The sequence below is a fragment of the Kitasatospora sp. NPDC093102 genome, assembly GCF_040683915.1.
Classification (GTDB): Bacteria; Actinomycetota; Actinomycetes; order Streptomycetales; family Streptomycetaceae; genus Kitasatospora.
Window position 1 is genome coordinate 425,577 of sequence record NZ_JBFBFA010000003.1, and the last position, 13,829, is coordinate 439,405.

The 13,829-nt window shown below is 71.0% G+C and carries 12 protein-coding genes and 1 riboswitch; of the genes, 8 read left to right on the forward strand and 4 right to left on the reverse strand.

What is annotated here, in order from left to right:
- Positions 1-75 precede the first annotated feature (75 nt).
- The 3 genes from glyA to gcvT all read right to left on the reverse strand — a co-directional run bounded on the left by glyA (position 76) and on the right by gcvT (position 3,083).
- Entirely contained in the window at positions 76-1,356 is a 1,281-nt protein-coding gene (gene glyA / locus AB0O11_RS07515; RefSeq protein ID WP_224280956.1) for a serine hydroxymethyltransferase, read from the reverse strand.
- Positions 1,357-1,484: 128 nt separating this feature from the next.
- Positions 1,485-1,862 (reverse strand): glycine cleavage system protein GcvH, encoded by a 378-nt coding sequence (gene gcvH / locus AB0O11_RS07520; protein WP_363382848.1) that lies wholly within the window; start codon positions 1,860-1,862, stop codon positions 1,485-1,487.
- Positions 1,863-1,961: 99 nt separating this feature from the next.
- Positions 1,962-3,083, reverse strand: a complete 1,122-nt coding sequence (gene gcvT / locus AB0O11_RS07525; protein WP_363382850.1) for a glycine cleavage system aminomethyltransferase GcvT — start codon at positions 3,081-3,083, stop codon at positions 1,962-1,964.
- Positions 3,084-3,313: 230 nt separating this feature from the next.
- Positions 3,314-3,415: riboswitch (glycine riboswitch) on the reverse strand.
- 210 nt (positions 3,416-3,625) lie between these two features.
- On the opposite strand from gcvT, the gene AB0O11_RS07530 reads away from it, so the two are divergent.
- From AB0O11_RS07530 to AB0O11_RS07565, 8 genes are all read left to right on the forward strand, one after another.
- Complete coding sequence (locus tag AB0O11_RS07530; protein ID WP_363382853.1) at positions 3,626-4,429, forward strand: enhanced serine sensitivity protein SseB C-terminal domain-containing protein; 804 nt, start codon at positions 3,626-3,628, stop codon at positions 4,427-4,429.
- Positions 4,430-4,546: 117 nt separating this feature from the next.
- The gene (locus AB0O11_RS07535; protein ID WP_363382856.1) at positions 4,547-5,473 is read left to right on the forward strand and encodes an enhanced serine sensitivity protein SseB C-terminal domain-containing protein; all 927 of its coding nucleotides are present in this window, start codon (positions 4,547-4,549) and stop codon (positions 5,471-5,473) included.
- A gap of 444 nt (positions 5,474-5,917) precedes the next feature.
- Positions 5,918-6,907, forward strand: a complete 990-nt coding sequence (locus tag AB0O11_RS07540) for an ABC transporter permease (RefSeq protein ID WP_363382858.1) — start codon at positions 5,918-5,920, stop codon at positions 6,905-6,907.
- 87 nt (positions 6,908-6,994) lie between these two features.
- Positions 6,995-8,767, forward strand: coding sequence for an ABC transporter substrate-binding protein (locus tag AB0O11_RS07545; protein ID WP_363382860.1), 1,773 nt, complete (start codon positions 6,995-6,997; stop codon positions 8,765-8,767).
- A 98-nt stretch (positions 8,768-8,865) separates the two neighbouring features.
- Positions 8,866-9,876 (forward strand): ABC transporter permease, encoded by a 1,011-nt coding sequence (locus tag AB0O11_RS07550; RefSeq protein ID WP_363382862.1) that lies wholly within the window; start codon positions 8,866-8,868, stop codon positions 9,874-9,876.
- Positions 9,873-10,943, forward strand: coding sequence for an ABC transporter ATP-binding protein (locus AB0O11_RS07555; protein ID WP_363382865.1), 1,071 nt, complete (start codon positions 9,873-9,875; stop codon positions 10,941-10,943). Before AB0O11_RS07550 ends, AB0O11_RS07555 begins: the two co-directional genes overlap by 4 nt.
- Positions 10,944-10,977: 34 nt before the next feature.
- Positions 10,978-12,024 carry a dipeptide ABC transporter ATP-binding protein gene (locus tag AB0O11_RS07560; protein WP_363382867.1) on the forward strand — a complete coding sequence of 349 codons (1,047 nt, stop codon included), beginning with the start codon at positions 10,978-10,980 and terminating at the stop codon, positions 12,022-12,024.
- Between the two features lie 290 nt (positions 12,025-12,314).
- On the forward strand, positions 12,315-12,974 hold the full coding sequence (locus tag AB0O11_RS07565; protein ID WP_363382870.1) for a trimeric intracellular cation channel family protein: 660 nt from the start codon (positions 12,315-12,317) through the stop codon (positions 12,972-12,974).
- Here AB0O11_RS07565 and AB0O11_RS07570 read toward each other — a convergent pair.
- The gene (locus AB0O11_RS07570) at positions 12,880-13,647 is read right to left on the reverse strand and encodes an IclR family transcriptional regulator (RefSeq protein ID WP_363382873.1); all 768 of its coding nucleotides are present in this window, start codon (positions 13,645-13,647) and stop codon (positions 12,880-12,882) included. The two genes, AB0O11_RS07565 and AB0O11_RS07570, sit on opposite strands and share 95 nt — an antisense overlap.
- Between the last annotated feature and the right edge of the window lie 182 nt (positions 13,648-13,829).

Genomic DNA, 13,829 nt, shown 5'->3' on the forward strand with positions numbered 1-13,829 from the left:
GCGGTGCCCCGGGATCCCAGGTGCGTCGGCGGGGTGAGGCCGGTCACCTGATCCGATGAGCCCGACCGAGCCGGACTACTCCTGGTTGGCCAGGTTCGGGTACAGCGGGTACTTCTCGGCCAGGGCGGTGACCCGGGCCTTCAGTGCGGCGGCGACGGTCTCGTCGAAGGCGGGCTTGAGCGCCTCGGCGATGACGTCGGCGACCTCGCGGAAGTCCTCGGCCCGGAAGCCGCGGGTGGCCAGGGCCGGGGTGCCGATGCGCAGGCCGGAGGTGACCATCGGCGGGCGCGGGTCGTTCGGGACGGCGTTGCGGTTGACCGTGATGCCGACCTCGTGCAGCCGGTCCTCGGCCTGCTGGCCGTCGAGCTGGCTGTTGCGCAGGTCGACCAGGACCAGGTGGACGTCGGTGCCGCCGGAGAGCACGGTGGCGCCGGCCTCGGCCACGTCCGCCTGGAGCAGGCGCTCGGCGAGGATGCGGGCACCCTCCAGGGTGCGCTGCTGGCGCTCCTTGAACTCCTCCGAGGCCGCGATCTTGAAGGCGACCGCCTTGCCGGCGATCACGTGCTCCAGCGGGCCGCCCTGCTGGCCGGGGAAGACCGCGGAGTTGATCTTCTTGGCGTACTCGGCCTTGGACAGGATGACGCCGCCGCGCGGGCCGCCCAGGGTCTTGTGGGTGGTGGTGGTGACCACGTCCGCGTAGGGCACCGGGTTCGGGTGCAGCCCGGCGGCCACCAGGCCGGCGAAGTGCGCCATGTCCACCATGAGCAGGGCGCCGACCTCGTCGGCGATCCGGCGGAACTCGGCGAAGTCCAGCTGGCGCGGGTAGGCCGACCAGCCGGCGATGATCAGCTTCGGCTGGTGCTCCTTGGCGAGGCGCTCGACCTCGGCCATGTCGACCTGGCCGGTCTTGTCGTCCACGTGGTACGCGGCCACGTTGTAGAGCTTGCCGGAGAAGTTGATCTTCATGCCGTGGGTCAGGTGACCGCCGTGGGCCAGGCTCAGGCCCAGGATGGTGTCGCCCGGCTGGATCAGCGCGAACATCGCGGCGGCGTTGGCCTGCGCGCCGGAGTGCGGCTGGACGTTGGCGTGCTCGGCGCCGAACAGGGCCTTGATGCGGTCGATCGCGATCTGCTCGACCACGTCGACGTGCTCGCAGCCACCGTAGTAGCGGCGGCCGGGGTAGCCCTCCGCGTACTTGTTGGTGAGCACCGAGCCCTGGGCCTCCATGACCGCCACCGGGGCGAAGTTCTCGGAGGCGATCATCTCCAGGGTGGTCTGCTGGCGGTGCAGCTCGGCGTCGACCGCGGCGGCGATCTCCGGGTCGAGGGCGTGCAGGGACTGGTTCAGAACCGTCATGGTGTGGTCTTCCCGGGGAGGAGAGGCGGGGGTGCCGCGCGAAGCGCGCCCTTGGAAGGGTGGTGGTGGTGACGGGTGGGCCGTGGAGGAGCGGGGCGGCCGTGGTGCTGCGGCCGCCCCCGCGGGGCTCAGGCCGAGTGGGTGAGCTTGTCGTACTCGTCGGCGCTGAGCAGCTCGTCGGTGGCCTCGACGCGCACCTTGAACAGCCAGCCGCCCTCGAACGGGGCGCTGTTGACCAGGGCGTTGTCGTCCAGGACGTCCTGGTTGACCTCGGTGATCTCGCCGGTCACCGGGGAGTACAGGTCGCTGACCGACTTGGTGGACTCCAGCTCGCCGCAGGTCTCGCCGGCGGTCACGGTGTCGCCGACCTCGGGCAGCTGCACGTAGACGATGTCACCGAGGGCGTCGGCGGCGTGCTTGGTGATGCCGACCGTGGAGACACCGTCCTCGGCGGCGGTCAGCCACTCGTGCTCCTTGGTGTACTGCAGGTGCTGGGGGTTGCTCATGGCGTCATTCTCCAGGATGGGAAGCGGGCACGGCGAAGCGGGCCGTCACTCGGACGGCTGCGACGTGCGGGTACGGGGGAAAGGCGGGCCCGGGAGGCCTCAGCGGGCGCGCTTGTAGAACGGCAGCGCGACGACCTGGACGGGCTCGTGCTTGCCGCGCACGTCCACCGCCACGGTGGTGCCGGGGGCGGCGTTGGCGGCGTCGACGTAGGCGATCGCGATCGGCTTGCCCAGGGTCGGGGACGGCGCGCCGGAGGTGATCCGGCCGATCGGCTCGCCCTCGGTGGAGACCACGGTGTACTCGGCGCGCGGCACCCGCTTGCCCTCGGAGACCAGGCCGACCAGCACCTTCGGCGGGTTGGTCTCGGCCGCGGCGGCGGCCTGCTCCAGCGCCTTGCGGCCGACGAAGGCGCCCTCGTTGGTGGTCTTGTCGAAGCGGACGACCCGGCCCAGGCCGGCGTCGAACGGGGTGAGGTCGGTGGACAGCTCGTGCCCGTACAGCGGCATGCCGGCCTCCAGGCGCAGCGTGTCGCGGCAGGACAGGCCGCACGGGACCAGGCCGTGGCCCTCGCCGGCGGCGGTCAGCGCCTGCCAGACCGGCTCGGCGTCGGCCGGGTGGCAGAAGATCTCGAAGCCGTCCTCGCCGGTGTAGCCGGTGCGGGCGAGCAGCACGTTGCGGCCGGCCACCTGGGCCGGGAGGATCGCGTAGTACTTCAGGCCGGGCAGGTCGGCGTCGGTGGTCTTCGCCAGGATGCCGGTGGCCTCCGGGCCCTGGACGGCGATCAGCGCGTAGGTGTCGCGGTCGTCGGTGACGACGGCGTCGAAGCCCTTGGCGCGGGCGATCAGCTCGTCGAGGACCAGCTGGGCGTTGGAGGCGTTGGCGACGACCAGGAAGGCGTCCTCGCGCAGGCGGTAGACGATCAGGTCGTCCAGGATGCCGCCGTCCTCGGCGCAGATCATGGTGTAGCGGGCGCGCAGCACGCCCAGCGCGGAGACGAAGCCGACCAGCGCGTGGTCCAGCATCTCGCCGGCCTGCGGGCCGGTGACGGTGATCTCGCCCATGTGTGAGAGGTCGAACAGACCGGCCTTGGTGCGGACGGCGAGGTGCTCCTCGCGCTCGCTGCCGTAGCGCAGCGGCATGTCCCAGCCGGCGAAGTCGGTCATGGTCGCGCCGAGGGCGCGGTGCAGCGCGTCGAGCGCGGTCAGGCGGAGGGACGACATGGCCAGGAACTCCTCGGTCGGGGCACTCAGGGGTGCACGCGCCGGGACCGGACCCGCTCGGGGCCGACCCTGCGCGCGGGCATGCGGCGGCGTGGGTCTCCCCATCTGTCGTCGAACCTGAGAGCTTCACCGCCCACCTGCCCACAGCTGTTTCCAGCTTGGGGGACAGCATGGCGGCTTGCACCGTGGGTGGGCGCACGACAGGGCCGGGCGCCGCTTTCCAGATGTGCCTAACCCGTGCGGTAGGGGTGCCTGAGAGATTCCGGGGAGGACTTGCTCCTTCGGCGCCGGCTGTGCCTGAGCGGCACTCCGGGCTCTCCCGCGCGGGTTCGAGCGGCCGGTATGGAGTTGTGGGGGCCCGCGGCGCATGCCGTCGGACGGGCACATCATGGCACGTCCGGGACGGCGAGGGGAGGGGGGACCCGGTCACACCGCCCGGCACCCGAACACGAGCCCTAACCTCACCTCCCGCACGCCTCTAGACTGCTGCGCGTCGGCACAGCAGAGGGCGGCCGAACGGCAGAGGGCGGAATCGGCGGCGCATGGGGTACCCGGTGGAGCAGCAGCAGGGGTGGGGCGGACCGGAGGAGGCGCCGGCGGGCGGCTCCTGGCCGGCCAACGAGCTTGAGCAGGTGCTGACCGCGGCCCTGGGCGACCCGGGCGCGACGCCGCGGGTGATCGAGGTGCTGGCCCGCAGTCAGGTGTGGGTGCCGCTGCCGGCCGGGGCCGACCCGCAGGGGCAGTCGCTGGACTTGCCGACCATCGAGCTGGGCGGCGACCTGTACGTGCCGGTGTTCTCCTCGCAGGAGGTGTTCCTCCAGCAGGCGCCGGGGATGGCCTTCGTGATCGCGCCGGTCCGGGAGTTCGCCCGCGGGCTGCCGCTGGGCCTGGGCATCGCGGTGAACCCGGAGGCGGCGGTGGGCATCCCGGTGCCGCCGCAGGGGGTCGCCGAGCTGCGCCGCGGTCCGCGCGAGGACCGCTGGGAGGCCGCTGCCGACGCTTCGGAGCCGACCGGCGGGCGGGTGGCGCTGCGCGAGCCGGTGCCGGGCGAGGACCCGGAGCACTTCCTGGCCGCCTGCCGGATCGAACTGTCGGTGCTGCCCGGGGTGCTGACCGCCCGCAGGGCGCTGGCCAGCGTCGAGGGCGAGCCGACCGTGATGTTCGTGGGCGTCCAGTTGGACCCCGCGGCACCGGCCGATCCGGCTGCGGTGAACGAGGCACTCGGGCGAGCGCTGGGAACCGCGCCGCTGCCCGGAGGCGTCCACCTCGTACTGCTCGACCTCGCCGACGACCCGGTGGTCGAGTGGCTGCTCACCCGGGTGATGCCCTTCTACACGAGGGTTTGAGCGGGGTTCGTATCAAAGGCACGTCGCCGTGGCGGTGGCCGGTGCCGCGCCATAGGGTGCGTGCAGACGGCCGACGGGCCGGCGGGTTGAGGGAAAGAGGCGCGGCGAGGTGGGCGCATGAGTGCGGGAACGGGAGCGGGCGGTGGGCCGGGGCCCTGGGGCCAGGCACCGGCCGGGCGCCCGGGGGCTGATCCCGGCGCGTTGGAGCGCGCCCTGCGCGACGTTGCGCCGGAGCGCTACGACGCGTACGAGCGGCTGCTGCACGCGCTGGCGGACGGCCAGGTCTGGATGCTGCTGTGGCACGGCACGCCGGGCAGCCCGGACGCACAGTACGGGAACATGGAGATCAGCGGCCACGGCTACGCGCCGGCCGTCACCTCGTCCGAGCAGCTGACCGCCTCCGGCTGGGCGCGGGCCCACGAGGTCATCTCCGGCCGGGAGATCGCGGCTTCGCTGTACCGCACCCGCTGGGGCCTGTGGCTCAACCCGCACGCGCCCGGCGGCGGCGTCGGAGTGCCCTGGGCGGACCTGCGGCGGATCGCCGCGGGCCTGGAGCGGCTGCCGGCCGGGCCGTTGAAGCTGAGCGAGCCGCAGCTGAACGCCCAGCCGTTCTTCGCGCTGCTGGAGCGGCAGGCCGGCGAGGTGCGGGCGGTGCGGGCGTTGCGCCGGGCCTGGGTGCAGCCCGCGGTGGGGGAGCCGTACCTGGCCATCGGCCTTGACTTGTACGAGAGTTCTCCGCCGGTGGTGGAGGCGGTGCGGGCTCTGATGCAGCGCGCGATCGCGGTGGCCCCGGAGGGGCTCGCGGTGTCCACGGTGGCGATGTCGGACGAGTACGACCCGGTGGCGCTGTGGATGCGCGCCAACGCGCGGCCGTTCTTCGACCGGGAGGCGGGCCGCCCGCCGACCGGCCCGTACCCGCCGGTGCCCCCGCCGCCGTACCCCGGGCAGTCGATGCCGGGCTACGCGTACGGCACCCAGCCGCCGGTGCAGGGCTGGCAGCAGCAGCAGCCGCAGCGGCCATGGCCCGGCTACCCTGGGCGCTGATTCCCAGAACCCATCCTCCGAAGCCGACTTGATTGTCCGTCAAGTCGGCTTCGATGCTTTCCGGACGAATTTCCGGACGTGCGACCCGGTCATCTTGACATGGCGGCTACAGCCATGTGAAGAGGTATATGCCGAAGATCCGGGAGGTGCATGCACACAGATCACAGTTGGGCATCTGTCGGTTGTCAGGGCTGGCGTAAGCCAGTTCGGATGGCAGAGAGTTCTGCGCAACGCACTGCGCGTACTGGAGCCCCACAAAGGTGAGCGCGCACGCCGACAGCCCGCCCACGCGACGCCCATCCCGCGTGGAGACAGTGCCTGTGCACGACGCACTGCCTCGACACCCGCTCCTCCTAAGCACCTCCGCACGTCCGCAGCCGCACCGCCGAAGCCGGCGACCGGCACCCGTGGGCCGGCCACCGTCGGCGAGGGGACCAACTGACCATGACCGCATCCGTGACCACCGCCGGGAACGAACCGGAGGCACCCGCCGCCGCGAGCCCGGCCAAGAAGATCGAGGGCCGCTCCCTCGGCCAGATCGCCTGGACCCGCTTCAAGCGGGACAAGGCCGCCGTCGCCGGCGGCGTCGTGGTGATCCTGCTGATCGTGCTCGCCGTGCTGGCCAAGCCGATCGAGTCGCTGTTCGGGCTCGACCCGGACGCCCTCCACCAGGACCTGCTGGACGCCGACCTCGGTGGGCTGCCGTTCGGCGACTGGGGTGGCATGAGCTGGGAACACCCGCTCGGCATCGACCCGCTCCAGGGTCGTGACCTGCTCACCCGCGTCATCGAGGGTTCCTGGGTCTCCCTGCTGGTCGCCTTCGGCGCGACCCTGCTGTCCAACACCATCGGCACCGTGCTCGGCATCATGGCCGGCTACTACGGCGGCTGGGTGGACACCCTGATCAGCCGGGTGATGGACGTCTTCCTCGCGTTCCCGCTGCTGCTCTTCGCCATCGCGATCTCCACCTCGCTCCAGGGCGGGGCGTTCGGCCTGCACGGCCTGCCGCTGCACATGCTGGTGCTGATCTTCGTGATCGGCTTCTTCAACTGGCCCTACATGGGCCGGATCGTGCGCGGCCAGACGCTCTCGCTGCGCGAGCGGGAGTTCGTCCACGCGGCCCGCAGCCTGGGGGCGCGCGGCCCGTTCATCCTGTTCAAGGAACTGCTGCCCAACCTGGTCGGTCCGATCCTGGTCTACTCGACCCTGCTGATCCCGACCAACATCCTCTTCGAGGCCGGGCTGAGCTTCCTCGGCGTCGGCATCCAGCCCCCGCAGGCCTCCTGGGGCGGGATGCTCCAGGACGCGATCCGGTACTACCAGGTGGACCCCCAGTACATGGTGGTCCCCGGTCTGGCGATCTTCATCACCGTGCTCGCCTTCAACCTGCTCGGTGACGGGCTGCGCGACGCCCTCGATCCCAAGAGCAACTGACCAGGTGTCCTCGCCTGTTCGTGCTCGACTGACACCACGTCAGGACCCTCTCACCGCCTCCACATCCCCAAGGGGTTGATCTCTCCCATGCGTAGGTCCCGTACCGTCGCCCTGACCGCGGCGGCCGCCGCCGTGGTCCTGGTCGTGACCGGCTGCACCAGCTCGTCGAAGAGCGGTGACTCCTCCTCCTCGGCCTCCGGCTCCGCCGGTGGCAGCTCCGGCGCCAACGCGGCCACCAAGGGCATCGTCAACGCCTCGGACAAGAAGGGCGGGACGGTGACCTTCGAGATGAAGGGCACCCCGGACTCGCTCGACCCGGGCAACACGTACTACGCGTACATCTACAACTTCTCGCGCCTGTACGGCCGTCCGCTGACCACCTTCAACCCGGCCGCCGGCGAGGAGGGCAACAAGCTCGTCCCGGACCTCGCCGAGTCGATGGGCCAGCCCAGCGCGGACGGCCTCGCCTGGACGTACAAGCTGCGCAAGGGCCTGAAGTACGACGACGGCACCCCGATCACCTCGAAGGACGTCAAGTACGCCGTCGAGCGCTCCAACTTCGCGCCGGACGTGAACTCCAACGGCCCGACCTACTTCCACGACCTGCTGGTCGACAACGACACGCCGTACGCGGGTCCGTACAAGGACAAGGCCGGCGGCCTGAACTCGATCGAGACGCCGGACGACACCACGATCGTCTTCCACCTGAAGCACCCGTTCGCGGACTTCGACTACCTGGTCAGCGCCCCGCAGACCGCGCCGGTCCCGCAGGCCAAGGACACGGGTGCCGACTACGTGAAGCACATCGTGTCCTCGGGCTCCTTCAAGTTCGAGTCCTACGAGGACGGCAAGCAGGCCGTCCTGGTGCCGAACACCAACTGGGACGCCAGCACCGACCCGATCCGGAAGCAGCTGCCGGAGAAGATCGTGCTGAAGATGAACATCGACCAGGCCACGATCGACAAGGACCTGCTGGCCGGCAACGCCCAGGTCGACCTGGTGGGCGGCGGCGTCGACCCGCAGACCCAGGCGCAGATCCTGCAGAACCCGAAGCTCAAGGCCAGCACCGACAACGCCTACGGCGGCCGCCTGGTCTACCTGGCGATCAACAGCAAGGTCGCGCCGTTCGACAACATCGAGTGCCGCAAGGCCGTCCAGTTCGCGATCGACAAGGTCTCGGTGCAGACCGCCGAGGGCGGCCCGATCCGCGGCCAGATCGCCAACACGGTGCTCCCGCCGGACATCCCGGGCCACCAGGACTTCAACCTGTTCGAGACCAAGGACAACAAGGGTGACGAGGCCAAGGCCAAGGACGCCCTGAAGGCCTGCGGCAAGGACAGCATCAACACCGTGCTCTCCGCCCGCACCGAGCGCGCCACCGAGGTCGCCGCCGCCACCTCGATCCAGGCCGCGCTGAAGAAGGTCGGCATCAACGCCGAGATCCAGCAGTACCCGCAGGGCAAGTACCTGACCGACAGCGCCGGTGCCCCGCAGTTCACCCAGGACCACAACATCGGTCTGATGATGATGCAGTGGGGCGCGGACTGGCCGACCGGCTACGGCTTCCTGCAGCAGATCGTCGACGGCCGCGCGATCAAGGCCTCCGGCAACAGCAACCTCTCCCAGCTGAACGACCCGGCGGTCAACAAGCTGCTCGACGACGCCGCCGTCAACCCGGACAAGTCGGCCCGCGAGAAGACCTACGCCGACATCGACAAGAAGGTCATGGAGCAGGCGGTCATCGTCCCGCTGACCTACTTCAAGGTCTTCCTGTACCGCCCGGACAACGCCACCAACATGGTCTCCACCCCGGCGTTCTCCGGTGAGTACGACTACCTGAACATCGGCGCCACCAAGTAAGAGCCTGGCTCCGCATCCCTGAAGGCAGGTGAAGGCAGCGGCGCCCGCCGCCGTCCGGAAGACCCCGGACGGCGGCGGGCCGCCGGAGCCGCCCAACTGTGTTTGCCTACATCATCCGCAGGATCTTCGCGGCGGTGATTCTGCTGCTGGTCGTCAGCGCGGTCACCTTCGCGATCTTCTTCCTGCTCCCGCGACTCGCCGGCGAGACGGCCGACCAACTGGCCGCCCAGTACATCGGGAAGAACCCCTCACCCGAGGCGATCGCCGCGGTCAAGCAGAACCTCGGCCTCGACCAGCCGCTGTACTCCCAGTACTGGAACTTCCTCAAGGGGCTGGTCAGCGGCGCCGAGTACAAGTTCGGGCCGGAACCGGCCACCTGCCACGTCCCCTGCTTCGGCTACTCCTTCAAGAACCACCTGGAGGTCTGGCCCGAGCTGTCCAAGCGGATCCCGGTCACCATCTCGCTGGCCGCCGGCGCGGCCGTGCTCTGGCTGGTCTCCGGCGTCGCCACCGGCGTCGTCTCCGCCCTCAAGCCGCGGTCGATCTTCGACCGGCTCTCCATGGGCGTCGCCCTCGCCGGCGTCTCGCTGCCGGTCTTCTTCACCGGCGCGCTGCTGCTCACGCTGTTCAGCTACGAGTGGCCGATCCTGGACAACCTGCACTACGTCGACTTCACCGACGACCCGCTGATGTGGGCCCGCAACCTGATCCTGCCCTGGATCTCGCTGGCCTTCCTCTACTCCGCGCTCTACGCCCGGCTCACCCGCGCCGGAATGCTGGAGACCATGAGCGAGGACTACATCCGCACCGCCCGGGCCAAGGGCCTGGCCGAGAGCAAGGTCGTCACCCGGCACGGGCTGCGCGCCGCGCTCACCCCGATCGTCACGATCTTCGGCATGGACCTCGGGCTGCTGCTCGGCGGTGCGCTGATCACCGAGCAGGTCTTCTCGCTCCAGGGCGTCGGCCAGTTCGCCGTCCAGGCGATCTCCGACAACGACCTGCCCAAGATCCTCGGCGTCACCCTGCTCGCTGCCTTCTTCATCGTCGCCTGCAACCTCGTGGTCGACCTCCTGTACGCCCTCGTCGATCCCCGGGTGAGGCTCTCGTGACCGACCTCCAGAAGACCCCGGCGGACGCCGCGCAGACCCCGTCCGGTGACCCCTTCCTCTCGGTCCGCGACCTGCGGATCCACTTCGACACCGACGACGGCCTGGTCCGCTCGGTGGACGGGGTCAGCTTCGACCTGCACAAGGGACGCACCCTCGGCATCGTCGGCGAGTCCGGCTCCGGCAAGTCCGTCACCTCGCTGGGCATCATGGGCCTGCACCGCTCCAAGCGGGCCCGGATCAGCGGCGAGATCCGGCTGAACGGCGAGGACCTGATCGCGGCCGGCCCGGACCGGGTGCGCCAACTGCGCGGCCGGGACATGGCGATGATCTTCCAGGACCCGCTGACCGCGATGCACCCCTACTACACGGTGGGGCAGCAGATCGTCGAGGCCTACCGGGTGCACCACCCCCAGGCCTCCAAGAAGCAGGCCCGGGCCCGCGCCGTCGAGATGCTCGACCGGGTCGGCATCCCGCAGCCCGACCGCCGGGTGGACGACTACCCGCACCAGTTCTCCGGCGGCATGCGCCAGCGCGCGATGATCGCCATGGCGCTGGTCAACGACCCCTCGCTGCTGATCGCCGACGAGCCCACCACTGCCCTGGACGTCACCGTCCAGGCGCAGATCCTGGACCTCATCCGCGACCTCCAGGAGGAGTTCGGCTCCGCCGTCATCATCATCACCCACGACCTCGGGGTGGTCGCCGAGCTGGCCGACGACATCCTGGTCATGTACGGCGGCAAGTGCGTCGAGCGCGGCCCGGCCGAGACCCTCTTCGACGCGCCCGAACACCCCTACACCTGGGGTCTGTTGGGCTCGATGCCGCGACTGGACCGGGAGCTCCAGGACCGGCTCGTCCCGGTCAAGGGCACCCCGCCCAGCCTGATCAACGTGCCGACGGGCTGCGCCTTCCACCCGCGCTGCCCGTACGCCGCCCTGACCGGCGGGCGCTCCACGAGCGAGCTCCCGGCGCTGGCCGAGGCCGCGCCCGGGCACTTCGCGGCCTGCCACCTGGCGGCCGGCGAGCGGCACCGCATCTTCGCCGAAGAGATCGCGCCCCGGCTGTGAGCCCGGCCTCGTACCACCTTTCTGGAGAGAACCGATGACGGACACTCAGGCGGCCCGGATCCCGTCGCCGGCACCCGCCTCCGACCGCGAGCCGCTGCTGAAGGTGGCCGGCCTGACCCGGCACTTCCCGATCCGCAGCGGGCTGCTGCGGCGCCAGACCGGCGCGGTGCGGGCCGTGGACGGCATCGACTTCACGGTCAACGCCGGCGAGACGCTGGGCGTCGTGGGCGAGTCCGGCTGCGGCAAGTCGACCATGGGCCGACTGGTCACCCGGCTCGACGAACCGACCGGTGGGACCATCGAGTTCGAGGGCACCGACATCACCCACCTGGGCGTCGGGGCGATGCGGCCGCTGCGCCGCGACATCCAGATGATCTTCCAGGACCCGTACTCCTCGCTGAACCCCCGGCACACCGTCGGCACCATCGTCGGTGCGCCGTTCAGGCTCCAGAACGCGGTGCCGGAGGGCGGGCTCAAGAAGGCCGTCCAGGAACTGCTGGAACTGTGCGGGCTCAGCCCCGAGCACTACAACCGCTACCCGCACGAGTTCTCCGGCGGGCAGCGCCAGCGCATCGGCATCGCCCGGGCGCTCGCGCTGAAGCCGAAGATGATCGTCGCGGACGAGCCGGTCTCCGCGCTGGACGTCTCGATCCAGGCACAGGTGGTCAACCTGCTGGACGACCTCCAGCAGGAACTCGGACTGACCTACCTGATCATCGCGCACGACCTCTCGGTGGTCCGGCACGTCTCGGACCGGGTCGCGGTGATGTACCTCGGCAAGATCGTGGAGATCGCCGACCGGGACTCGCTCTACAGCAGCCCGATGCACCCGTACACCAACGCGCTGATGTCCGCGGTGCCCGTCCCCGACCCGCGCCGCCGCCAGAGCGCGGGCCGCGAGCGCATCCTGCTCAAGGGCGACGTCCCCTCGCCGATCAACCCGCCCAGCGGCTGCCGCTTCCGCACCCGGTGCTGGAAGGCGCAGGACGTGTGCGCGAGCCAGGAGCCGCCGCTGATGGCGCTCAAGACCGGGCACCAGGTGGCTTGTCACTTCCCCGAGCTTCGCGAGGGGAACGACTAGCACGGTCCTGAGCTCCGCGAGGGGAACGACTAGCACGGTCCCGAGCTCCGCGAGGGGAACGACTAGCACGGTCCCGAGCTCCGCGAGGGGAACGACCGGACCCGTACGAAAGAGGCCACCCACCCGGGTTCCCGGGGCGGGCGGCCTCTTCGTCGTCCGTGCGCCCGGCTCCGCCTCGTGCGGGCCCGGGCGGCTGCGGGGAGCGGATCCGCCGGTGCTCCCAGTGGGCGTTCGTATCCGAACCGTGATCGTCCGCCGGAGTACCCGGGCACATCGGGTACACATGGACGGTGACATCCCAGCTCTTCCCGTCCGACGTGCAGCAGTCGCTGGACCTCGTCGGCATATTCGTCTTCGCCCTCTCCGGGGGTCTGCTCGCCGTCCGCAAGAACATGGACATCTTCGGAATCTGTGTGCTGGCGGAGGTCACCGCCCTGGGCGGCGGGGTGATGCGCGACCTGGTGATCGGCGCGACCCCGGTCGCCGCGTTCACCAACCTCGGCTACTTCATGACCCCGCTGGCCGCCGCGCTGGTGGTGTTCTTCCTGCACCCGGAGGTCGAGCGGATCAACCGGGCGGTGCAGACCCTGGACGCGCTCGGGCTCGGGCTGTTCTGCGTCACCGGCACCGCCAAGGCGCACGACTACGGGCTCGGCTCGGTGGCGGCGATCGCGCTCGGCATGGTGACCGCGGCCGGCGGCGGCGTGATCCGCGACGTGCTGGCCGGCGAGATCCCCTCGCTGCTGCGCTGGGACCGGGAGATCTACGCCGTCCCGGCCCTGGTCGGCGCCACCGTGGTCGCGCTGCTGATCGTCGCCGACCGGCTCACCGGCGTGACCGGCACCGCCGCCGCACTCACCGCCTTCGGGCTGCGGATGCTCGCGCTGAAGTACGGCTGGCGTGCCCCGCGGGCCTGGCACCGCAACGGTTCTCGCACCAGCGAGGAGTAGGCGAGCCGCCGTACGCGAGCGAGATCGCCTCGGCGGTGCAGAGCAGTTCCGGCACCATCCGGGCCAGTTCGGTCGGCGGCACCTCGCTCGCCGGGGCGCTCAGTGCGCAGGCCGCGACCGTCCGCCCGCCGCCGCCCGCGACCGGCGCCGCCACGCAGGTCACCGCCGCCCGGTGCTCGTAGGACTCGGCGGCCCAGCCCCGGCGGCGCACGGCAGCCAGCTCGGGCTCCTCGCGGGCGCCGGCCGCGGACAGTCCGGCGAGCAGCACCCGGCCGACCGCCGTCCCGTCGACCGGGGCCCGGCGCCCGATCCGGGACGGCTCGGCCCCCGGCAGCCCGGCCACCTCGTCCAGGTAGAGCACCTCGCCGTCGTCCAGCACGGCGAGCCGGACGGTGTAGCCGCAACGGGCGTTGAGCGAGGCCAGGTACGGCGCGGCGACCTGCCGGACGTCGAAGTCCTCCAGCGCGCGGTGGGCCAGCGAGAGCACCCGGCCGCCGATCCGGTAGCGCAGGTCCGGCTGGCGGCGGGCGAAGCCGTGCTCCTCCAGGGTGCGCAGCAGTCGCAGGGCGGTGGACTTGTGCACCCCGAGGCTGCTGGCGGCCTGCTCCAGCGAGAGCGGCGCGTCGCCGAGTGCGTCGAGCAGGGTCAGCGCGCGGTCGACCGACTGCGACATGGCGTTTCCCGTGGATCCGGCTGACTGGTGGCGTCAGGCTAACCGCTGGGAGGCTGAGTGGTGCAAACCAGTGCCGGACGGAGCCGTCCGGCTGCGGTGCGCTCGCCGTGCGCGTCCGCCGTGCGCGTCCGCCGTGCGCGTCCGCTGTGCGTCCGAGCCGGTGCGGGCGGTGCGTGGCTGGA